General features: G+C 70.1%; 17 protein-coding genes. 7 read left to right on the top strand and 10 right to left on the bottom strand.

Annotated features, from left to right (window positions below):
- Nucleotides 1-69 precede the first annotated feature (69 nt).
- Nucleotides 70-1,473, top strand: coding sequence for a Si-specific NAD(P)(+) transhydrogenase (gene sthA, locus OV207_RS21820; protein WP_267557049.1), 1,404 nt, complete (start codon nt 70-72; stop codon nt 1,471-1,473).
- Between the two features lie 16 nt (nt 1,474-1,489).
- Here the strand turns inward: sthA and OV207_RS21815 are convergent, their stop codons facing one another.
- Both OV207_RS21815 and OV207_RS21810 read right to left on the bottom strand, forming a co-directional pair.
- On the bottom strand, nt 1,490-1,816 hold the full coding sequence (locus OV207_RS21815) for a hypothetical protein (protein WP_193428344.1): 327 nt from the start codon (nt 1,814-1,816) through the stop codon (nt 1,490-1,492).
- 10 nt (nt 1,817-1,826) lie between these two features.
- Nucleotides 1,827-2,189 carry a nuclear transport factor 2 family protein gene (locus OV207_RS21810; protein ID WP_193428345.1) on the bottom strand — a complete coding sequence of 121 codons (363 nt, stop codon included), beginning with the start codon at nt 2,187-2,189 and terminating at the stop codon, nt 1,827-1,829.
- Nucleotides 2,190-2,345: 156 nt separating this feature from the next.
- On the opposite strand from OV207_RS21810, the gene fusA reads away from it, so the two are divergent.
- The 3 genes from fusA (at nt 2,346) to OV207_RS21795 (ending at nt 7,580) form a co-directional block, all read left to right on the top strand.
- Entirely contained in the window at nt 2,346-4,463 is a 2,118-nt protein-coding gene (gene fusA, locus OV207_RS21805; protein WP_267557047.1) for an elongation factor G, read from the top strand.
- Between the two features lie 103 nt (nt 4,464-4,566).
- On the top strand, nt 4,567-6,507 hold the full coding sequence (locus OV207_RS21800) for an ABC-F family ATP-binding cassette domain-containing protein (RefSeq protein ID WP_267557046.1): 1,941 nt from the start codon (nt 4,567-4,569) through the stop codon (nt 6,505-6,507).
- 155 nt (nt 6,508-6,662) lie between these two features.
- On the top strand, nt 6,663-7,580 hold the full coding sequence (locus tag OV207_RS21795; RefSeq protein ID WP_267557045.1) for a flagellar motor protein MotB: 918 nt from the start codon (nt 6,663-6,665) through the stop codon (nt 7,578-7,580).
- Between the two features lie 12 nt (nt 7,581-7,592).
- On the opposite strand, the gene OV207_RS21790 is transcribed toward OV207_RS21795, so the two are convergent.
- The 3 genes from OV207_RS21790 to OV207_RS21780 all read right to left on the bottom strand — a co-directional run bounded on the left by OV207_RS21790 (nt 7,593) and on the right by OV207_RS21780 (nt 11,388).
- The gene (locus OV207_RS21790) at nt 7,593-9,488 is read right to left on the bottom strand and encodes an OPT family oligopeptide transporter (protein WP_267557044.1); all 1,896 of its coding nucleotides are present in this window, start codon (nt 9,486-9,488) and stop codon (nt 7,593-7,595) included.
- Between the two features lie 65 nt (nt 9,489-9,553).
- Nucleotides 9,554-10,036, bottom strand: coding sequence for an FKBP-type peptidyl-prolyl cis-trans isomerase (locus OV207_RS21785; protein ID WP_193428350.1), 483 nt, complete (start codon nt 10,034-10,036; stop codon nt 9,554-9,556).
- Between the two features lie 74 nt (nt 10,037-10,110).
- Nucleotides 10,111-11,388, bottom strand: a complete 1,278-nt coding sequence (locus OV207_RS21780) for a dicarboxylate/amino acid:cation symporter (RefSeq protein WP_267557043.1) — start codon at nt 11,386-11,388, stop codon at nt 10,111-10,113.
- Nucleotides 11,389-11,458: 70 nt separating this feature from the next.
- Between OV207_RS21780 and OV207_RS21775 the strand changes: the two genes are divergently transcribed.
- Nucleotides 11,459-12,097, top strand: a complete 639-nt coding sequence (locus OV207_RS21775; protein WP_267557042.1) for a hypothetical protein — start codon at nt 11,459-11,461, stop codon at nt 12,095-12,097.
- Here OV207_RS21775 and OV207_RS21770 read toward each other — a convergent pair.
- A complete protein-coding gene (locus OV207_RS21770; RefSeq protein ID WP_267557041.1) occupies nt 12,076-12,849 on the bottom strand; it encodes a DNA-methyltransferase in 774 nt (257 codons plus the stop codon). The two genes, OV207_RS21775 and OV207_RS21770, sit on opposite strands and share 22 nt — an antisense overlap.
- A gap of 77 nt (nt 12,850-12,926) precedes the next feature.
- On the opposite strand from OV207_RS21770, the gene OV207_RS21765 reads away from it, so the two are divergent.
- Both OV207_RS21765 and OV207_RS21760 read left to right on the top strand, forming a co-directional pair.
- Nucleotides 12,927-13,736: a hypothetical protein gene (locus OV207_RS21765; RefSeq protein ID WP_267557040.1), complete on the top strand. Its 810-nt coding sequence runs from the start codon at nt 12,927-12,929 to the stop codon at nt 13,734-13,736.
- Entirely contained in the window at nt 13,733-14,647 is a 915-nt protein-coding gene (locus tag OV207_RS21760) for a type VI immunity family protein (protein ID WP_267557039.1), read from the top strand. The genes OV207_RS21765 and OV207_RS21760 overlap by 4 nt, the downstream gene beginning before the upstream one ends.
- Nucleotides 14,648-14,663: 16 nt before the next feature.
- Here the strand turns inward: OV207_RS21760 and OV207_RS21755 are convergent, their stop codons facing one another.
- The 4 genes from OV207_RS21755 to OV207_RS21740 form a co-directional block, all read right to left on the bottom strand.
- Complete coding sequence (locus tag OV207_RS21755) at nt 14,664-15,578, bottom strand: DUF2381 family protein (protein WP_267557038.1); 915 nt, start codon at nt 15,576-15,578, stop codon at nt 14,664-14,666.
- A gap of 125 nt (nt 15,579-15,703) precedes the next feature.
- Nucleotides 15,704-17,659: a serine/threonine protein kinase gene (locus OV207_RS21750; protein WP_267557037.1), complete on the bottom strand. Its 1,956-nt coding sequence runs from the start codon at nt 17,657-17,659 to the stop codon at nt 15,704-15,706.
- A gap of 397 nt (nt 17,660-18,056) precedes the next feature.
- The gene (locus OV207_RS21745; protein WP_193428358.1) at nt 18,057-19,238 is read right to left on the bottom strand and encodes a TfuA-like protein; all 1,182 of its coding nucleotides are present in this window, start codon (nt 19,236-19,238) and stop codon (nt 18,057-18,059) included.
- Nucleotides 19,235-20,413, bottom strand: a complete 1,179-nt coding sequence (locus tag OV207_RS21740; protein WP_267557035.1) for a YcaO-like family protein — start codon at nt 20,411-20,413, stop codon at nt 19,235-19,237. Before OV207_RS21740 ends, OV207_RS21745 begins: the two co-directional genes overlap by 4 nt.
- Between the last annotated feature and the right edge of the window lie 7 nt (nt 20,414-20,420).

Below are 20,420 nucleotides of genomic sequence, written 5' to 3'. Positions count from 1 at the left end.
CTCGAAACAGGGCCCCCACGGGTGACTTCGCGGTTAGCGCGGCCCGCCGGAAGGGATAGGGTGCGCCCCATGGCGGACTTCGACCTGGTGGTCATCGGCTCTGGACCGGCCGGAGAGTGGGGGGCAATCCAGGCCTCGCTTTCGGGCAAGCGGGTGGCGGTGGTGGAGCGCGAGCCGGTGCTCGGCGGCACCGCGGCCAACACCGGCACCCTTCCCTCCAAGACGCTGCGCGAGACGGCCCTGCACCTGTCCGGCTTCAAGGCGCGCGGCCTCTACAGCGTGGACGCCACCCTGCGCCACGAAGCCACCGTCTCCGACTTCCTCTTCCGCGAGCGCCGCGTGAAGCAGATGGAGCGCGAGCGCATCCACAAGAACCTGCAGCGCCACGGCGTCACGGTCTTCCAGGGCCGGGGCTCCCTGCTGGACGCGCACACCGTGCAGGTCACCCACGATGGCGCCGTGGTGGCGACGCTCGCCGCCTCCACCCTCCTCATCGCCACCGGCTCGTCGCCCTACCGCCCGCCCATGTATCCCTTCGGCGATCCGCGCGTGCACGACTCGGATGAGATCCTGGACATCACCACCCTGCCCCGCACGCTGGTGGTGGTGGGCGGCGGCGTCATCGGCTGTGAGTACGCGTGCATGTTCGCCGCGCTCGGCATCCCGGTGACGCTGGTGGAGGTGAAGCACGAGCTGCTGGCCTTCCTGGACGGCGAAGTCGGTCAGCTGCTGCGCGACTGCATGGAGACGCTGGGCGTGCGGCTGCGCCTGGGCCAGGTGGTGGAGTCCGCGCACGTCCCCGAGTCCCACGAGGAGCCCATCCGCCTGAGGCTGTCCACGGGCGAGGTGCTGGAGGCCGACCAGGTGCTGGTGGCCTCCGGCCGCACCTCCAACACCGCGGGCCTGGGCATCGAGGCGCTGGGCGTGAAGCAGGGCAAGCGCGGGCAGATTGAAGTCGGGCTCGCGTACCAGACGGCCGTGCCCCACATCTACGCGGTGGGGGACGTCATCGGCTTCCCGGCGCTGGCCTCCACGTCCATGGAGCAGGCCCGCATCGCGATGGAGCACGCCTTCGGGCCGGGCAAGCGCACCCTGACGCCCATCCTGCCCTATGGCATCTACACCATCCCGGAAGTCTCCATGGCGGGCGACACCGAGGAGTCCCTGCGCACGCGCGGCATCCCCTACGTCGTCGGCCGCGCCACCTTCGACACCAACCCGCGCGGGCAGATCATCGGGGAGCGGCAGGGCCTCTTGAAGCTGCTCTTCCACCGCGACGACCTGAAGCTGCTGGGCGTGCACATCCTGGGCGAGCAGGCCACGGAGCTGGTGCACGTGGGGCTCACCGCGCTGCTCACCGGCTCCACCGCGCAGCTCTTCGTGGAGACCTGCTTCAACTACCCGACGCTGTCGGAGGCCTACAAGGCCGCCACCTACGACGCGTTGGATCAGGTGCGCGTCAGCAGCACCTGATCCCCCGGCGCCATCCTCAGCGCGAGTCCTTGAGGCTGCCCACCGTGAAGCCCGCCTCGCGCCGGGCCACGCGGTTCACGTCATCCGACGACACGCGCGCCATCGCGGGCGCGGCCGGGGGCTTCCGGGACGCCTCCCGAGGCGGGATGGAGGGAGCGCCCCGGCCCGAGGCGCCCTGGAGGAGCGAGCGGATCCGCTCCCAGCGCACCTTCTCCTCCACCATGAGCTGCACCAGCTCCTCGCGGGCGGACGCGTCCGGCAGGTCCGACGCCGCCGACGCCACCTTGTCCATGAAGGGCAGCAGGTAACCGAAGTCCCGGTCGAAGTTCAGGGGGTTCGCCATGGGGGGCACCTTATCCGTGGTAGACGCGCGACGCGACGATGCGCCCGCCCCGGACCTCCAGCACCTCCGCCACCGGCAGGGGCGCTTCATTGGGGGCGTGCCGCAGGTACTCCATGAACACCCGGTCGCCGTCGGCGGTGAGGGCCGTCTCCTCGTACCGCAAGCCCGGCAGCCGGGCGATGGCGTCCTTCCACCACCGCTCCAGGGCCGGCCGGCCCACCAGGCGCCCCCCCGTCTCCGGATGCAGGACGCGAATCTTGGGCGACGTGTGCGTTGCATCCTCCGCGTACAGCGCCACCAGGGCCGTCACGTCGTGGGCGTTGAAGGCGCGCAGCCAGGCGCGGGCCAGGGAGAAGTTTTCGCTCGCGTTCATTGTTATGAAGCCTCAGCCGTAAGCAGATGGCGGAACGTAGGCGGATGTACGCCCCGCATCGTGCGGATTTGTCTGGTAACTGAGACCTGTGGGAAGTAAGGGCCCCGCCTGCTCTGTTCCCTCAGGCAATTTTTTCAAGAGAAGAAGGACCGGATCGTGGCCACCAGCGCAACCATCGAGAAGATTCGTAACATCGGTATCTCTGCCCACATCGACTCGGGCAAGACGACGCTCTCCGAGCGCATCCTGTTCTATACGGGCAAGATCCACGAGATCCACGAGGTCCGCGGCAAGGACGGCGTGGGCGCGATCATGGACTCGATGGACCTGGAGCGTGAGAAGGGCATCACCATCCAGTCCGCCGCCACGTACGCGATCTGGGGCGACTACAACATCAACCTCATCGACACGCCGGGACACGTGGACTTCACCATCGAGGTGGAGCGCGCGCTCCGCGTCCTCGACGGTGCCATCCTGGTGCTCTGCTCGGTGTCGGGCGTGCAGTCTCAGTCCATCACGGTGGACCGCCAGATGAAGCGCTACAAGGTTCCGCGCATCGCGTTCATCAACAAGATGGACCGCGCGGGCGCGAACTATGATCGCGTCGCCCTGCAGCTGAAGGAGAAGCTGGGCCACCACGCGGTGCGCCTCCAGTACCCCATCGGCGCGGAGGACCGCTTCCAGGGCCTCATCGACCTGCTGTCGATGAAGGCGTACTACTTCGACGGCGAGAACGGCGAGAAGATCCGTGAGGAGGCCATCCCCGCGGACATGAAGGACGAGGCCGAGCTGCGCCGCGCGGAGATGATCGAAGGCGTCGCCAACGTGGACGACACGCTGGGCGAGGCGTTCCTCATGGACCCGGACTCCATCACGGAGAAGCAGCTGCGTGAGGCCGTGCGCCGCGCCACCATCGCGCTGAAGATGACGCCGGTGATGTGCGGCTCCGCGTACAAGAACAAGGGCGTGCAGCTCCTGCTCGACGCGGTGTGCAGCTACCTGCCGAGCCCCAAGGAAGCGACCAACGAGGCGCTCGACCAGAAGAACAACGAGGCCAAGGTCATCCTGGAGTCGGATCCGGAGAAGCCCTTTGTCGGCCTCGCGTTCAAGCTGGAGGACGGCCGGTACGGACAGCTCACGTACATGCGCGTCTACCAGGGCCGCGTCACCAAGGGCGACTTCATCATCAACCAGGTGAACCAGAAGAAGGTCAAGGTGCCGCGCATCGTGCGCATGCACTCCAGCCAGATGAACGACGTGAACGAGGCCACCGCGGGCGACATCGTCGCGCTGTTCGGCATCGAGTGCGCGTCGGGCGACACGTTCACCGACGGCACCGTGAACTACACGATGACGTCCATGTTCGTTCCGGACGCCGTCATCTCGCTGGCCGTGGAGCCGAAGGACCGCGCCAAGTCGACCAATTTCTCCAAGGCGCTCAACCGCTTCAACAAGGAAGACCCCACCTTCCGCGTGTCGCGCGACGAGGAGTCCGGGCAGACCATCATCCGCGGCATGGGTGAGCTCCACCTGGAAATCTACATCGAGCGCATGAAGCGCGAGTACGACTGCGAAGTGAAGGCCGGCAAGCCGCAGGTGGCGTACCGCGAGACCATCAGCCAGAAGGGCGAGTTCGCCTACACGCACAAGAAGCAGACTGGTGGTTCCGGTCAGTTCGCGCGCGTGTGCGGCTACGTGGAGCCCCTGCCCTCGGACGCCGTGCAGCAGTACGAGTTCGTGGACGACATCGTCGGTGGCTCCATCCCGCGCGAGTTCATCCCCGCGTGCGACAAGGGCTTCGCCGAGGCCGTGAAGAAGGGCAGCCTCATCGGCTTCCCCGTGGTGGGCCTGCGCGTGGTCATCAACGACGGCGCCTTCCACGCGGTCGACTCGTCCGAAAACGCGTTCAAGACGGCCGCCATCATGGGCTTCCGCGAGGGCTACTCCGCCGCGAAGCCCATCATCCTGGAGCCCGTCATGAAGGTGGAGGTCAGCGCGCCGGAGGAGTTCCAGGGCTCCGTCGTCGGTCAGCTGAACCAGCGCCGTGGCACCATCCTCAACACGGAGACGGCCGAGGGCTACCTCACGGCCGTGGCCGAGGTGCCGCTCAACACGATGTTCGGCTACTCCACCGACCTGCGCTCCGCGACCCAGGGCAAGGGCGAGTTCACGATGGAGTTCGCCCGGTACTCGCAGGTGCCGAAGAACGAGGCCGAGGCCCTGATGGCGACGTACAAGGAGAAGCAGGCCGCGGAGCAGGCTGCCCGCAAGTAGTCCGGGCTTCCCAGACGCCGCTCTGGCAGTAGGAAGGGCGCTCCCCCACTCAAGTGGGGGGCGCCCTTTCGCTTTCCCCCTCCCCTTTCCAGAGGTTCTTCCCGTGACGCTGCTCCGCGCCGCCAACGTCCAGCTCGCCTTCGGCAGCCGCACCGTCTTCGAGGGCCTCACCTTCACCATCGAGGAGGGGGAGCGCGTGGGCCTCGTCGGCGTCAACGGCTCCGGCAAGTCCTCCCTGATGAAGATATTGGCCGGCGCGTCCAAGCCGGACCTGGGCGAGCTGCAACTGCGCCGGGGCGCCCGCGTCACCTACCTGCCCCAGGAGCCGGAGTTCCCGGAAGGCGCCACGGTGCAGAGCGAGCTGGCCGTGTCCCAGGCCCCGCTCAAGGCGGCCCTGGACGCGCACGCGGAGCTGTCGCGCAAGCTGGAGGCGGACCCCGCCAACGCCACCCAGAAGATGCTGGAGCAGATGTCCGTCCTGAGCGACCGCATTGAACAGGCGGGCGGCTGGGACACCGAACACCACGCCAAGACGCTGCTGGACCGGCTGGGCGTGAAGGACTGGGACCGGCCGGTGTCACAGCTGTCCGGGGGCCTGCGCAAGCGCGTGGCCATTGCCCGCGCGCTGCTCACCCGCCCGGACCTGCTGCTGCTGGACGAGCCCACCAACCACCTGGACGCGGACACCGTGGACTGGCTGGAGGATGAGCTGGACAAGCTGCCCGGCGCGCTGCTGCTGGTGACGCACGACCGCTACTTCCTGGACGACCTGGTGGACCGCATCGTCGAGATCCAGCCCGGCGGCGGGCTGGTCTCCTACCCCGGCAACTACGCGGCCTACGTGGAGCAGAAGCTGGTCGCCCAGGAGAACGCGGAGACGGCGGAGCACAAGCGCGGCCGGTGGATCGCCCAGGAGGTGGCGTGGCTGCGCAAGGGCCCGGAGGCGCGGCGCACCAAGAGCAAGGCGCGCATCGAGCGGGCGCAGAAGCTGCTGGCGGAGAAGGGCTTCCAGCGACCCAAGGTGGCGGACCTGCGCGTGGTGGCGGCGCCCCGGCTGGGCCACACCGTCATCGAGGCGGAGGGGCTGGTGAAGTCCTTCGGCGAGCGCAAGGTGCTGGACGGGGTGGACTTCCGCCTCCAGCGCGGCGAGCGCGTGGGCTTCCTGGGCCCCAACGGCGTGGGCAAGACGACCTTCCTGCGCGTGATGCTGGGGGAGATCCCCGCGGACAGCGGGAAGCTCGTCATCGGGAAGAACACCAAGGTCGCCTACTACGATCAGCAGCGCGCCCAGTTGGATCCGGACCAGACGGTGTACGACGCGGCCTCCAACGGCGAGGACCATGTGCAGTTGGCCGACCAGCGGGTGGCCCTGCGCGACTACCTGGAGGACCTGCTCTTCCCGGTGCCCATGCAGCGCATGAAGGTGGGCGCGCTGTCCGGCGGCGAGCGCAACCGGCTGCTCCTGGCGCGCCTGTTCCTGGAGGGCGCCAACGTGCTGGTGCTGGACGAGCCCACCAACGACCTGGACATCGTCACCCTCAACATCCTGGAGCGGCTGCTGCTGGACTTCGCCGGCAGCACGCTGCTGGTGACGCACGACCGCTACTTCCTGGACAAGGTGGCCACCGCCATCCTCTCCTTCGACGGCCAGGGCAAGGTCACCCGCTACGAGGGCAACTACGACATGTACAAGCGGCTGCGCGAGCAGTCGCAGGCCGCCGCCCTCAAGGCCGCCCAGGCGAAGAAGAACGAGCCGAAGAAGGACGAGCCCGTCCGCGCGGAGACGCCCGTGAAGGCCGCGCCGAAGAAGACGGTCAAGCTCTCCTACAAGGACCAGCGCGAACTGGATGGCATGGAGGCCACCATCGAGGCCGCCGAACAGCGCAAGGCCGGCCTGGAGGCCCAGATGGCCGACCCGAACGTCTACAGCAACACGTCCAAGGCGGCCGAAATCCAGCAGTCCCTGTCCGCCGCCAGCGCCGAAGTGGATCGGCTCTATGCGCGATGGCAGGAATTGCAGGACCTGGCGGCCGGCGCGACCTGAGACGCGGCGCACGCCGGGGGGGGGCCGCGACAGTCGTTGCGCTGGGAAACCAAAACCTGGGTGCCCCCGCGGAGGATTTCCGGAAGGCGGCCGTCCGGCTAGTGTTCCGCGGCGCAGGGCCACCTGCCTCGCGTCCCAGCCTCAGGAGTTGTCTCATGCTCCGTACGGCCGCCGTCGCCGCCGCCGTCGCGCTGTTCAGCCTGCCGTCGTCCGCCCACGCACTCGAAAGCGGTCCCAAGGGCCCGCTGCCAATGTTTGACCTGCAACGACTGCGATTGGACCCGGGGAGCCTGGGTTCGCTCGTGGTGGGGACGGGCCGGACGCTGGCGCCGGGGCTGCTGAGGGTGGGGCTGAACTACCACTACGAGCAGTTGCCCATGCACTTCCAGACGCGCTGGGAGCCGGGGGATGGCACGGGCCTCGTGGAGAACAAGATGACCGCGCACCTGACGGTCGGCTACGGCGTGCTGTCGTGGCTGGACGTCGGGGCGGAGCTGCCCTTCATCCTGATGCAGGGAGGAAAGCCCACGCTGGAGTACCTCCCGCCGCGCTCGGGGGGGCTCGCCACGCCGTGGCTGAGCGCCCGCGCGGCCCTCCTGCGTCAGACGACGGGCGCGCCCATCAACGTGGCGGTGGCCCTGACGGCGGGCCTGCCGGTGGGCAGCCGCGCGGCCCAGGCGCACGAGGACTACGCGTGGCACCCGCGCCTGCAATTGGGCTACGTGGGTGAGGGCTTCCAGGTGGGCGGCGAGGCGGGGGTGTTCCTGCGCAAGCGCCACGACCTGCGGCCGGTGTCCTACGTGGAAGGCGACGTCGTGGGCAATGAGCTGCGATTGGGCGCCACGGTGACGTCGCGGGGCGGCGACGTGACGCGCGGCGAGGTGAGCGTCGTCGCCGGCGTGCCGCTGCAGGGGGGCCGCGTGGGGGCGGAGCTGCTCATCGCCATCCGCCGCCACGCCCTCCAGGGCCTGGACCTGTACGTGATGGGCGGCCCGGGCGTGGGCGCGGGGTTCGACACGCCCACCATCCGCTTCGTCGCGGGCCTGTCCTGGTCCACCGGCAAGGTGGACTGACGGCCCCGGTGGCTACTTCGGCATGAAGCCGAAGGCCTTCACCATCGCGATGGCGATGCCCAGCAGGCTCTCTCCCGCGATGAAGCCGGAGCTGACGGGCAGGACGGCGTCCTCGGCCAGCTTCGGCTTCACCCGGCGCATGAGCGCGGCCAGCGCCGAGCCCACGAAGAGGCTGATGGAGCTGGAGCCGGGGATGACGATGGCCAGCCCCAGGCCGGACGCGGACGGGATGAAGGCCTTCAGCTTCGGCGGGGCCCACCGCTCCAGCAGCACCAGCGTCACGCCCAGCAGCGTCCCGCACAGGGCGCCCATGCGCGCGGTGGGGTGCAGCGCGGCCACGCCGGACGCGAGCATCTTGGACACGCCGGCCCACACCATGGACGCGGGCGCGGGGAACTGCTCCGTGCCCAGCATGTCCGCGGACGGCACCAGCAGGTTGAAGACGGGCACGACGACGATGGCGCCCGCGACGACGCCGAAGAGTTGCGCGACGAACTGCTGACGCGGCGCCGCCCCCAGCAGCCACCCGGACTTGAGGTCCGTGAGCAGGTCCGCGGAGTGCAGCCCCACGCCGCCGGTGGCGTTGGCGCTCATGATGTTGGCGGGGATGTTGCCCGGCGCGAGTCCGCCGAAGATGAGCTGGGTGACGGGGCCCAGCGCCTTGGTGGGCGTGGTGTCCGTCTCTCCCGTCACGCGCGACGCGATGACGCCCATCACCACCGCCAGCGGCAGCGCGAGCACCCCGGCCCACCACGGAATCTGGAACAGGTAGGCCATCAGGAAGACGGCCACCGGGCCCAGGAGCAGGAAGCCCAGGGGGAACCATGAAGGGGGGCACTCGATGTCCGCGAGCGGATCCTCCTTGGCGCCCTCCTTGGGCTTGATGCCCACCAGCCCGCCCAGCGCGGAGAAGGAGCGCACCACGCTCTTCCACTGGAACGCGAACGCCAGCAGGCCCGACGACACCAGCACCGCGGAGCCCGTCCACAGCGACCAGCTGTTGATGGCCTTGTAGGTGACCTCCGGGATGACGCCCCGGGCAACCATCGCGGGCGCGAGGAAGCCGTAGTTGAGGATGGCGCCCAGGAGCATGGACCAGCCGGTGCGGAAGTTCACCAGCGCGCCCGCGCCGATGAGCAGCAGGCTGAAGTCGAACGACAGCGACCACTTGCCGGCCTCGCGGCCCTGGATGCTGAACGGCAGGCTGGCCTTCTCCGGCAGGTTCTTCAGCCAGGTGAAGCGCGCGTCGCGCAGCACCACCAGCAGCGCGCCCACGAGCCCCGCGATGCCCAGCAGGCGCGACTTGCGGCGGGCCACGTCGCCGTGGCCGTGCAGGGCGCGGATGGTCTCCGCGGTGGCGGTGCCGGTGGGGAACGGGAGCGCTTCAATGTTGATGAGCTGGCGCTTGATGGGGATGGCGGCGAAGACGCCCAGCGCGGAGATGACGCCGAACCACACCATCAGCCAGCCCGCGGACGGCAGCGTGCCCGTCAGCATCAGGAGCGCGGGCACCGCGGCCATGTTGCCGCCGCCCGTCATGTAGCCCGCCGCGGACGCGACGGAGCCCATGGCGTTGTTCTCCAGGTCGGTGAACTCATTCCTCAGCATCCGGAGCGAGCGCAGCGTGCCGAACACCGCGAAGGCCAGGATGCAGGCGGTGATGGTGACGCCCAGGCTCCAGCCCGTCTTGAGGATGACGTAGAGGTTGGACAGGCACATCACCGCGCCAATGAGCATCCCGGCGATGATGGCGCGCACGGTGAGCTGCCGCGCGCCGCCCTGGTAGACGTGCTCCCGCCAGTACAGCTCCGGGTCCATCGCCGCGGAGGCTCCGGGCCGCTCCGGGACGGCGTCAGGGTCGGGCGCGGGGACGCGCAGCTGGCTGGGGTTCGGGACGGGAGGAGCCATGGGGGCGCGAAGATAGTGCACGCCCCCCTGGAGAACGAAACGGTCCCTGCGCCGGGACGGCGCCTTTATTCGTGCGCGCCGCCCGGGCCGTGCACGTGGCCGTGCGTGAGCTCCTCCTGCGTCGCGTCACGCACTTCGCGCACGGTGACATCGAAGTGGAGCGTCTTGCCCGCCAGCGGATGGTTCAGGTCCACCACGACGGAGTCGTCGTTGACCGTCTGGATGCGCAGGGGGACGTTGCCGTCCTCCGTCTGGGCCATCAGCGTCTGGCCCACCTGGGGCGTGAAGCCCTGGGGCAGCATCGTGCGAGGGACGGTGCGCATCCCCTCCGGGTTGTGCTGGCCGTAGCCCTGCTCCGGGGCCACCACCACCTGCTTGCTCTCCCCCACGCCCAGGCCGTCCAGCGCGCCCTCCAGCCCGGGGACGATCTGCTTGTGGCCGTGCAGATAGGCGAGCGGCTGGCCAGGGGCGCTCTGGTCGATGACCTCTCCGTCTCCCAGGTGGAGGCGGTATTCGAGCGCGACGACGCGACCGTTGGCGATCTTCATGCGGGGGAAGCTCCTTGGCTTCGGGGACGGCGGAGTGGGACTTCAGGCAAAGGTGGAGCCTGGGGATGGCGGCGTCAGGACGCGGGCGACTGCGCTGCTTCCTCGGCGACGGGGCGGTCGGGCGGCTCCCCGCGCGACACGTACACCGCGGCGGCCAGGTCCCCGGTGACGTTGAGCGTGGTGCGGCACATGTCCAGGAAGCGGTCCACGCCGAGGATGAGGCCCAGGCCCTCCACCGGGATGTTGAACATGCCCAGAATCATGGCGATGACCGGGATGGAGCCCGCCGGCACGCCCGCGGTGCCGATGCCCGCCAGCACGCAGATGAACATGATGACCGCCTGCTGCCCCAGGCCCAGGTCCACGCCGTACACCTGCGCGAGGAAGAGCACGGTGACGCCCTCGAAGAGCGCGGTGCCGTTCTGGTTCATCGCGGAGCCGGCGGTGAGCACGAAGCGCGCGACGCTGCGGGGCAGGTGGAGGTTCTCCTCGGCCACCTTGAGGGCGGTGGGCAGCGTGGCGCTGGACGAGGACGTGGAGAAGGCCGTGACGATGGCCAGCCGGCTGGAGCGGAAGAACTCCACCGGGTTGCGGCCCCCCAGGAAGCGCACGGACAGCGAATAGACGACGAACATGTGGAGGCCCAGCGCCAGCAGCACCACGCCCACGTACGACGCCAGCTGCCCCAGGATGTGGAAGCCCAGCCGCGCCGTCATGGAGAACAGGAGCGCGCCCACGCCGAGGGGCGCCAGCTTCAGCACCCCGTCGATGAGCCTCATCATCACGTCGTAGAGCCCCTGGATGGAGTCCTTGAGGCTCCGCGCGGGCTCCCCCGGCGTGAGCGCCAGGCCCAGGCCGAAGATGAGCGAGAAGACGATGAGGCCAATCATGTCCCCGTCCGCCGCGGCCTTGAGCGGGTTGGTGGGCACCATGGACATGAAGAGCGCGCCCACGGAGGTGTCCCCCGGCGGTGGCGCGGCCTTTATCTGCGTGCCCGTGCGGGCCAGGGCGCGGGCCTCGTCGCTCAAGCCGTCCCCGGGCCGCAGCGTGTTGACGAGCAGCAGGCCGATGAGCACGGAGATGACGGAGAAGACGACCGTGTAGCCCAGCGTGCGAGCGCCCAGGCGGCCCACCTGCTTGAGGTCCAGTTCGGCCACGCCGACGACGAGCGCGGAGAACAGCAGCGGCACCACGAGCATCAGCAGCAGCCGGATGAAGAGCTGCCCCACCGGGTTGGTGACGTGCTCCACCACGCCCCGGAGCCAGGGGGCATCCCCAAACACCGCGTTGGCCACGAGTCCGGCCACCGCGCCGACGGAAATGCCGAGGAGCATCTTCTGGTGGGGCTTCATAGGGCGCGGAGCCTAGCGGTGAAAGGAGGTGGCGCCCACCTCGCGTTCGGGGGAAAGCTCGCGCCCCACCGTGGAATCCCTCGTCCAGCTCACCGAACCCGCCCTGCCCCCTCCCCTCTTCCGCCGGCTGTCACGGCGCGTGGGGGCGCTCAAGGGGGAGCGCCTGCGCCACACGTACCAGACGACGTTCTGGTACGCGTTCGGGCCTCCCCAGAACGTGGTGGAGGAGGTCATCCACGCGCTGCGCCCGTCGGTGACGAAGGGCTGGGACATCGCGGGCGTGGAGTGGTGGCTGTCGCGCATGCGGGCCACGGACGTGCGCGTGGACTTCCACCAGGACCGGGATGAACGGCTGGCGCTGAGCACGGGGAAGCTGGTGCACCCGAAGCGCTCGTCGGTGTTGTTCCTCAACCGGGTGCGCGGCGGGGCGCTGGCGGTGACGCGGGAGCTGCCGTCGGAGGCCAACCCGTCGCTCGCGCCGGACCGGCTGGACGCGCTGACGCTGGTGGCGCCGCGTCCCAACCGGCTGGTGGTGTTCGACGGGACGCTGACGCACGGGGTGCTGGACGCGGACAACCAGGTGCCGGACGGGAAGCTGCCGGGGCCTTCGCGCGAGCGCAGGACGCTGGTGATGAACTGGTGGGACCACCGCCCCACCGACGTGCCGGCGTGGAGCGAGACGCGCTACTACCGCGCGCTGGGCAGCTGACGGGCGGTGTCACGCAGGCGTTGGGTGACGCGGTCGGCCCACTCGGGTTCGACCTCCATGCAGGCAGGAAGGCGGCCCAGGCGCAGGGCGGCGGAGGGCATGGAGCCGCTGCCGGCGAACGGATCCAGCACCGTCTCCCCCGGGCGGCTCCAGGTGCGCACCAGCGGCTCCAGCACGGAGAAGGGCTTGTGGTGCGGGTGGCCGCCCCACTGCGTGGCCTCCGCGTCGTCGTCGTAGCCGCCGACCACGGCCCACACCGTGGGGGCGTCACCGGGCGCGAGCGGCGGCGCGGGCGTGCGGGCGATGACGAGCGCCACTTCGTAGACGCGCAAGAGCTGCTCGTTGGCGTTCTTGTCCGTGGTGCGCTTGCCCCAGACGTACTCGCCGCGCAGGTGGGGGTAGCCCAGCTCGCGGGCGGCGCAGAGGATGGGCTCCTTGCCGAGCAGGTTGGTCCAGATGATGAGCGGCGCGTCGGGGGTGAGGTGCGCGACGGCGCGCGACAGCCAGGCGTCGGAGAAGACGCGGTAGTCGCGCACGGACTCGAAGCGGACGATGGGGTTGCGGTCGATCTTCTTGTGCGCGCGGGGGTCGCGCAGGTCCCCGCCCTTGCGACGCCGGGTGAGCAGGCAATAGGGGGGATCCGTGTGGAGCAGGGAGGCGCGCGCGTCGCCGAGGGCGGCCCGGTAGCCCTCGGGCTCGCGCGCATCGGCGCGGAAGCAGCGCAGGGATTCGGGCGTCAGGTCGGAGGTCATCGTTGAAGCGGAACCCTACACGGCGGAGCGGCCGGGATGGGGACGCGGATGGCGGGATTTCTGGCACGCTTCGGGGCATGCGCTTCCGGTTCACCGCGCCCCTCCTGGGCTCCCTGCTGTTTCTCTCCGGGTGTCAGTCCACGGGGGCGGGCCGGACGCGGCGCGAACTCAAGCAGACGATGGATTCAGGCTCGAACGCCTGTCGGCAGAACCCGGTGTACTGCACCCGGGCCGTGGGCGAGGAGACGGTCCTGCCCGTCAGCCTCCGGGCCTCCGCCCAGGCGGGGGCGTCCGTCGCGGGCGCACTCAAGGTGATGGACGAGGCGGCGTGGGCACGGGTCCGCCAGATCGTGGAGAAGTGCGCGAATGAGGCCGACTGGGAGGTGAACGACCAATACCTCGCGGGAAAGACGCCCACCCAGGAGCAGTGCCAGGAGAAGCTGGGGGAGACTGCGTCGGGGCAGACAATCACCCGGGGCATGAAGCTGGGTCAGCTGAAGCATGAAGCGGCCGCGCGCTGCGTCCAGGCCCGCTTGTCCGTCGAACGTCCGGGTGGGTTCAGCCTGGATCAGCGCTATCGGTACGATTTCAACACGAAGGCGCTCGAACTGATCAGTGCCGTCACGGAGCAAGAGCTCATCAAGAGCGGACGCACGGGAGCACTCAGGGGAACATTGGTTCCGGATGTGGTCATCCACTCCGGAAATCCGCTGCGGGCCGAGCTGGTCTTCGACTTCAAGTTCCCCTGCCCTGTTGGGGGCGAATCACGCTGGCATCGATATCCGGAAGGACATCCTTTCGAAAACTACAATCAGGGGCAGGCTTATGAACTGGCACTGCAAGCCCCGGCGTTTCGAGTCTCACCCATTCTGGGAGCCTATCCATGAGCGGAAAAATTCCCTACTTGCAGGTCATTGCCAAAACAGGGTCCTTGATTCTGAAGGAAGGGCTCAGCATCTGTTTCTACATGCACGCTTCCCATCACGATGTGGCGGCATCCGTGGAACAGACACTCGAAATTTATCTGCGAGCCATCGGCCGACACGCACTCACGTGGTATCCAGACTATGAAGGCGAATGGCAGCCGTTGGATGATTCCTCACTGGAGCACGTCCGACAGGAACTGCGGACACATCCAGGGCCTCATGTCTTGATGAGGGACAGCATCGGAAGCCTTGAAGCGTACCAGTTCCAGTACCGGGGCGTCTTTCTAGGACCTCCGTTTCTGGCCCACACCCCACCGGAACGCCACGCCTGCGCGGTCTCCTTCTGGCTTCCAGCCAGCTACCTTCAGTCGCAAGGCATCGGGCCGTTTCGCGACCTCGCGCTGTCACTCGCGCGCCTGCTGCCCTTCGACTCGGGCCATGCGGGGCCGTCCTTCCATGCCTGGCTGGGAATGGAACCCCTGACGCAACAGATGTTCAACCTGGGCCTCCGCTACCCAGGGATGGACATTCCGGATGAACACAACAACGCGTACTCCGTGGGGGACCGACTCCAGGGCATCCATTGGATGAACTTCCTGGGACCTTCCGTCCTGGGAGAACTGGGCGGCGCGGAAGCCCTGCGGGCCCGGCTCACGCACCCTGGCACCGCCGTGCAACCGCTTGGGGAGGACCGTGCCGTGGTCATCCTGGGGGACGCACCCGACGCGGGCGATACCTCCCAGGGAAACGTGTTGCCCGCATACCGTGAGTTGGCGCGGGTCCTGGAGCCGTGGCTGACGTCGCGCGAAGCGGCGCGCCCCTACCGTGAGAACGAGGCCCTGCGCCGATGGGAGCGCAGGTTCCTCGACTGAGCCACGGGGCCTGCCTTCACGGGAAAACAATTCCCGGGAACAGCGCACTGCGCGTCCCCTCCGCATCCCAGATCCTCAGGGAGAAGGGCCCCCGACCGTCGCTGTCCTTCATCTCGAACTCCAAGGTCGCCCGCGCTTTCGACCCGGGCGTCGCGGGGGCGGCTTGCCAGGGCGTCAGCGATTCCCACTCCTGCCCCTTGCCATTGAACAACACCGCGCGCCCGATGGTCCATGGAGCGCCGCCGCTCAATCCCAACTCAAGGTAGAAGGCCCGCCGTGTCCCCCCCTGGTACTTCACGTTCTTCAAGATGCTCAGGGCACACGGTTTCTGGCACGGCGGGCCAAAGTCATTGGATTCCACAGAGAAGCGTTCAACCACGCCCGCTCCCAACACGAGGGCTCGGAATCCTTCCAGCCCTTCGGGAGCCAGCGCGGGCCCCCGCGCGTCGCCCTGGCGCAAGCGCTCCAGTTCCGCACGCAGCTGTTCCGCCTCCTGGCGGTACGACTCCGCGGAGCGGGACCGCCTGGAGACTTCGACCTGACGGTCCACCGCCTCGCTCTGGACCTGAAGGGTCAGCACCAGACGCGCGGGAAGGGTCGCATCCTTGTACGGAACGGACAGCTTCAGGGTCTCCCCCACACGCAGTTCCCCAGAAGGAACGAGCACGAGGAGCGCATTGCCCGTGCTCACCCGGACGAACTGAGCGCGCCCTTCCAGGCGCACCTGGTCCTGCTGGATATCCGTGTCGAACAGCAGGGTCGTGCTCAGCCCCAAGCCCATCCGGAGGGGCCGCGCCGAGGTTCCCTCCGGACCCACCTCCACACGGAGCACCTCCCCCGCCTCCCCCTTCACCTCCTGGTGGGGAGCAGCCGCCAGGAGGCACGTCGACCAGAGCAGGACCGGGAGCGCTACGGACAGACAGGAGGGCACGGTGTGGAGGGCTCCTCGAACCGGGGCAACAGGGGCCTCCCTGTCTACCACGAGGCTCGTCCGATGCCCCCTACCCCACGAGGCTCCCTCCCACTGGGTAGTGTGCCCCGGCGAAGGGAACCCCGTCAGCTCTCGTCCACGTTCACGAAGGACTGCACCGGAATCACGAAGACCAAGAAGCCCGGCACGTAGCGAACCGTGGCCGTGTCCGGCGGATATAGGCCGTGCCTTTCATCGGGGAGCAACTCAGCGCCGAATTGGCGACCTCCCCCAACGTATTCCATGCAGACCGGCAGGATCGTCCCATCCTCCTTGGTCATCTCCGTGACCAGGAACCGTGTGCGGGCCTTCCCGAAGACGATCCTCACCTTGAAGCGATGGTTTCCCCCGCCCTCCCCCAAGGGGGTAGAGCTGGCAAGCCTCATGGACCGGAATCCCTCGGAGACCGGGACCGCGCGCACGATCCCGTCTTGCTTCTCCATCGTGGACACCCAGAGGGAAACCCCGTCGTGTGGCACCTTCAGCTCCCGCATGGCCCTGGCGGCGCCCCTGGGGCACGGGTCGTGGGTGTCGCCCTCGATGCGGATCCTGCCAGTGCCGCCTCCGCAGGAAGCGCCCACACAGGCCGCGGTGGCCGCCCCGGCGATCTTGCGGAGGACACCCCCGTCCGTGCGCGGGGGCTTCACGGGCGTGGACGTGGCCACGACCCTTTCGGCGTCCTGACCGGGCGCGGAGGGCGCCCCCTCGGGGGAAGTCCCCGCATCCGGGGCGGACGCCACCGCGAGCACGGAGGCGTCGGGAAGACTCGGGGTTGGGGTCACGGACGAACTTCCTTTCTCTGAATCAGGCGGGACAGCGGGGCGGCGGGTGCTCGGAGCCAACCGGAACAGACCGAAGACCAGCAGGCCCAGGAGCAGGACCCCCAGGCCCAGCACCCCGGCGGAGCGGCGGCGTCGCGACCCGGACCGGGGTGGAGCGTCCGGAGGCGCCTCCTCCCCTGGAGCGGGCGAATCGGGCGGTGGAGACACACCCACGGAGGGGACCGGGGTCTCGACGGGCTCCGTCACCCGCGCGGGTCCAGCCGTCCCCGGGTACTGGGACAGCGACACCACGCCCCGGTCCACCAGCGGCGCCTCCCGGTCCACCGGGACGTCCAGCGACAGCTTCCACTCCTGCTGGCGCTTGTCCTTCGCGGCCTCCCAGAGCGCCTGCAGCAGCGTCTCCGTGCCCGAATAGCGGTCCTCGGGGCGCTTGGAGAGCAGCCGCATCGCGATGTCGCCCAGGGCCTGGGGCACCCTGGGGTTGACGTCGTGCGGGGCGCGCGGCACCACCGTTTCAATGGCGGGCAGCAGCCGGTCGTAGGGCAGCCTCGGGTCGAACGCGTAGCCGTCCGTCAGGGATTCGTAGAGCAGCGCGCCCAGCGCGTAGAGGTCGCCCGGCACGCCCGCGTCGAAGTTCGCGCCCGCCTTCCAGGCGCCCTCGCGCAGGAAGGCCACGCATTCGGGCGGCAGCAGGTGCGGGGACGCGGGCGCCACGCCCACCGTCAGCGTGGAGGCCCCCGGGATGCGCGCGGTGCCCAGGTCGATGAGCACGGGGCGCTCGTCGGCGCGGCGGATGAGCAGGTTGTCCGCCTTCAGGTCCCGGTGGTGCACGCCCCGCCGGTGGAGGTCCGCCACCACCCGCACGACCTCCGTGTACACGGTCAGCAGGTGCGCGGCGGAGGGCTTCACCCGCCAGCGCCACTCATGGAACGTCTCTCCGTCCACGTAGTCGGTGACGTGGAAGAAGTAGCCGTCCGGCGGCGAGGGCCAGCGATCCACCGCGTGCACGCGCGGCAGGTTCGGATGCGGCGCGCAGGCGAGCAGCGCCGCCACTTCCCGCGACAGCCGGCCGTTGACGTCCTCCTCCTCCGCCGAGTGCGGCCCCGCCGGGCGCAGCGCCAGCTTCAGCGCGTAGACGTGCCCGCCCCGCTCCACCTTGAACACCCGGCCGAAGCCCCCCGCGCCCAAAGAGCCGACGATGCGCCACGGTCCGACCTGGTGGCCGACTTCCAGTTGGTCCGGGTGGAGCGGCGTCGTCATGGCCCTGGCTCAAGGAGCAACACAACCCGGGAGGTGGGAATGGGATGTCGGTGAAACAAGAGCGCCGGGCAGGCCGTCCCTGTCACATCCCACCACGGAGGTTGGATTCCCCGCAAACCGCGAGCGCACCGTGCCGTTGACGGCGCGGGCCACCTCGGCGGAACCACCCAGGGAGCGGTGCTCAATGCGGACAACCTCCGGGGTTGACCCTAGCCGGCCCTGCGGGGCTGTCACGTTTTTTCACGACGTCCTGGGAAGGCACATCCTTGGACGCGGGGCCAACCCGGCAGGGAGCACGGGGGGCCTCCCGGTTCCGCTGAGACAGGCTGTATCGCCCGAGGACGACGGCCCGCTCCCCAGGCGATGGGCCCGCGTCACTGTCTGGGATTGCCCAGGGTCAGTCGCCTTCGGCGCTGTCCTCGTCCGTCGCATCCGCGTGCGCCAGCAGCGCCCGGGCGGCCTGCTCCCACTGACCTCCCAGCCGGGCCTCGGACGCCAGCGCCTCATCCCACGAGGGGCCGTCCGGCAGCAGCCGCGACGCCTGGGCCAGGGCCAGCCGCTCCAGGGCCCGCGTCTCACACAGCTGGCGCAGGCCCGGAGCGTCCAGCCCGCTGGCGGCGAGGAAGGCTTCGCGGCGCGACGCGCGCACGCCGCGCTCCTTCCACCACGCGGCCTCCTCGGCGGCCAGCTCCTCGTCCGTCACCGTGAGCCCCAGCGAGCGCACCCACCCGGCGAGCAGCGCCCGGCGCAGGCCCGCCTCCGCCCAGGCCGCCGCGTCGGGCGCGCCGCGCAGCACCTCCAGCACGCGGCCGGAGTCCACGGCGCGGCCCCCCACGCGCGTCACGTCCTCCACCAGCCTGCGCCGCCGCACCAGCGACGAGGGGTTGCGCCGCGCGCCCGGCGTCGCGGGGGCTGACAGGCCCACGAACTCCGCCGCCGAGCGCACGCAGGCGATGGCATCCAGCCGCTTGAGGTCCTCCACCCCGTCGGCGAACCACGCGTCCCAGGCCGCGAGCGTGGGGCCGGACCAGGCGGGGCCCACGGCCTCGCGGATCCGCGCCCAGGTGCGCTCCTGGTAGAAGAGGCCCGCGGCCGCGTCCACCAGGGCCTGCGCGCCGGAGCGGCCCAGCACGCGGGCCTTGCGCGCCCGCTCCGCCTCGTGGCGCACGTTGACCAGGGGCACGGTGAGGGGCCGCCAGCCGTGCTCCGCGTCCGCGTGCAGCAGCGCCACCTCCGCGTCGTCCACCACCACGCCGTCGCGGTACCAGCCGTAGATGCGGCCCACGCCCACCATGCCGTGCGAGGCCAGCTCCGCGGCGCGCAGCGCGCCCATGCTGCCACCGCCGAACACCGCCACGCCCGCCTCCATGGCCGCGAGCAATTCGTGGTGCCACACCGACGGCTGCGCCTCGAAGACGCCGTCCACCAGCACCAGCGCGCGGGGCTTGAGCGACAGCGCCCGCCACACGTCGCCCTGCCGCGCCGGCGGCAGCACCGTGCACGGCGCCAGCTTGTGCGCCTCCGCCGCGGGCAGCGACGGCCCCAGGAACACCACCAGGTCTTCGGCCCGCCGCTTCACAGGAGCTCCGATACGCGCATGCCCGGCACCACGACCTTCCATACGTGCAGTCCCGGCAGCGGCGCGTCCAACGCCAGCGCCGCCACCCGCGCGAAGCCCGCGCGCTCCAGGCGCGTCAGCACCGTGCGCACCCGCGCCGCCACCGTGCGCGTGCTCCGGCTGTCCACCTCCGGCATCGCTTCCGCGAGGTGCCGGGGCCGCACCTCCGCCAGCGCCTGGGCGAACCCCAGCGCCGCGTCGCGGTCCGCGGCCTCCACGTCCTCGCGCGCGCCGTGGATGTCCGTCAGCCGCGACTGCGCGGCCTCCAGCAGGGCCTTGAGCAGCGCTTCGTCCCGCTCCAGCGCGCACGCATAGCCCGCGGTGAGCGGCACCGGCCCCTCCTCCGCGTCCACCAGCACCGCGGCCGCCACCGGCAGCCCCACCGCCCCGCGGCCACCACGCCCACGGGGCGCGGGCGTCACGTCGAAGAGGTGGACGCGAAACCCGCGCGCGTGCAGCGCTTCGCACAGGGCGGCCGTGCGCGGCGCCCCGTCCCGCAGGCTCTCCGGGCGCACCATCCGCTTCACCACGCCGGCCTCCGTCCACCCCTCCGGCAGCGCGCGCGAGAGCTGGTCGCGCTCGGTGGCCTCCAGCAGCGCGTGCAGCAGGGCGCGCTCGGAGTCCGGGTGCGCCCCCGAACCGTTCGTCGTCCAGCCCACCGACACGGGCCCCAGCTCCACCGTCCCCGAGGGCGGGCAGAACACCCCCTGCGCGGGCACCCAGACGGGCCGGTCGCCGCGCGCGTCCCTCGCCTCGCACCACGCCAGCCGCACGGCCGGCCCCGCGAGCCTGGGCACCGCCACCTGCCCCGCGGACCCCAGGGACTCCACGCCCCAGACGGGGTCGCCCGTCCGCGCCAGTTCCTCCCGGGTGCCCCAGCGCAGCCGCTCCGGCCGCACCGTCTCCGCCGCCCACAGCTCCGCGGTCTCCAGGAGCGCGCCCCGGGCGGCGTCCTCGAAGGTGAGCCCCTTGCCGTTGCAGACCTGGAGGACGTGGCCCCCGGGCCGCACCGCGCAGGCCACCTCCACGCCCGTGCGGTCCAGGCCGGTGACGCGCGCCACCCGCGTCACCCCCAGGGCGGTGGCGAGGGACGTACGGAAGGCGGCATCGTCTGGGTCGGTCCTGGCAGGCAACACGATGGGA

The sequence above is a fragment of the Corallococcus sp. BB11-1 genome (assembly GCF_026626625.1).
Classification (GTDB): domain Bacteria; phylum Myxococcota; class Myxococcia; order Myxococcales; family Myxococcaceae; genus Corallococcus; species Corallococcus soli.
The sequence above is the reverse complement of the archived record's forward strand: the minus strand, read 5'-3'. Positions and strand labels throughout refer to the sequence as shown.

Excerpts from the sequence above, each read along its gene's own strand:
- sthA (WP_267557049.1), top strand. The coding sequence starts at position 70 with ATGGCGGACTTCGACCTGGTGGTCATCGGCTCTGGACCGGCCGGAGAG.
- OV207_RS21815 (WP_193428344.1), bottom strand. The coding sequence starts at position 1,816 with ATGGCGAACCCCCTGAACTTCGACCGGGACTTCGGTTACCTGCTGCCC.
- OV207_RS21810 (WP_193428345.1), bottom strand. The coding sequence starts at position 2,189 with ATGAACGCGAGCGAAAACTTCTCCCTGGCCCGCGCCTGGCTGCGCGCC.
- OV207_RS21795 (WP_267557045.1), top strand. The coding sequence starts at position 6,663 with ATGCTCCGTACGGCCGCCGTCGCCGCCGCCGTCGCGCTGTTCAGCCTG.
- OV207_RS21790 (WP_267557044.1), bottom strand. The coding sequence starts at position 9,488 with ATGGCTCCTCCCGTCCCGAACCCCAGCCAGCTGCGCGTCCCCGCGCCC.
- OV207_RS21785 (WP_193428350.1), bottom strand. The coding sequence starts at position 10,036 with ATGAAGATCGCCAACGGTCGCGTCGTCGCGCTCGAATACCGCCTCCAC.
- OV207_RS21780 (WP_267557043.1), bottom strand. The coding sequence starts at position 11,388 with ATGAAGCCCCACCAGAAGATGCTCCTCGGCATTTCCGTCGGCGCGGTG.
- OV207_RS21770 (WP_267557041.1), bottom strand. The coding sequence starts at position 12,849 with ATGACCTCCGACCTGACGCCCGAATCCCTGCGCTGCTTCCGCGCCGAT.
- OV207_RS21765 (WP_267557040.1), top strand. The coding sequence starts at position 12,927 with ATGCGCTTCCGGTTCACCGCGCCCCTCCTGGGCTCCCTGCTGTTTCTC.
- OV207_RS21760 (WP_267557039.1), top strand. The coding sequence starts at position 13,733 with ATGAGCGGAAAAATTCCCTACTTGCAGGTCATTGCCAAAACAGGGTCC.
- OV207_RS21750 (WP_267557037.1), bottom strand. The coding sequence starts at position 17,659 with ATGACGACGCCGCTCCACCCGGACCAACTGGAAGTCGGCCACCAGGTC.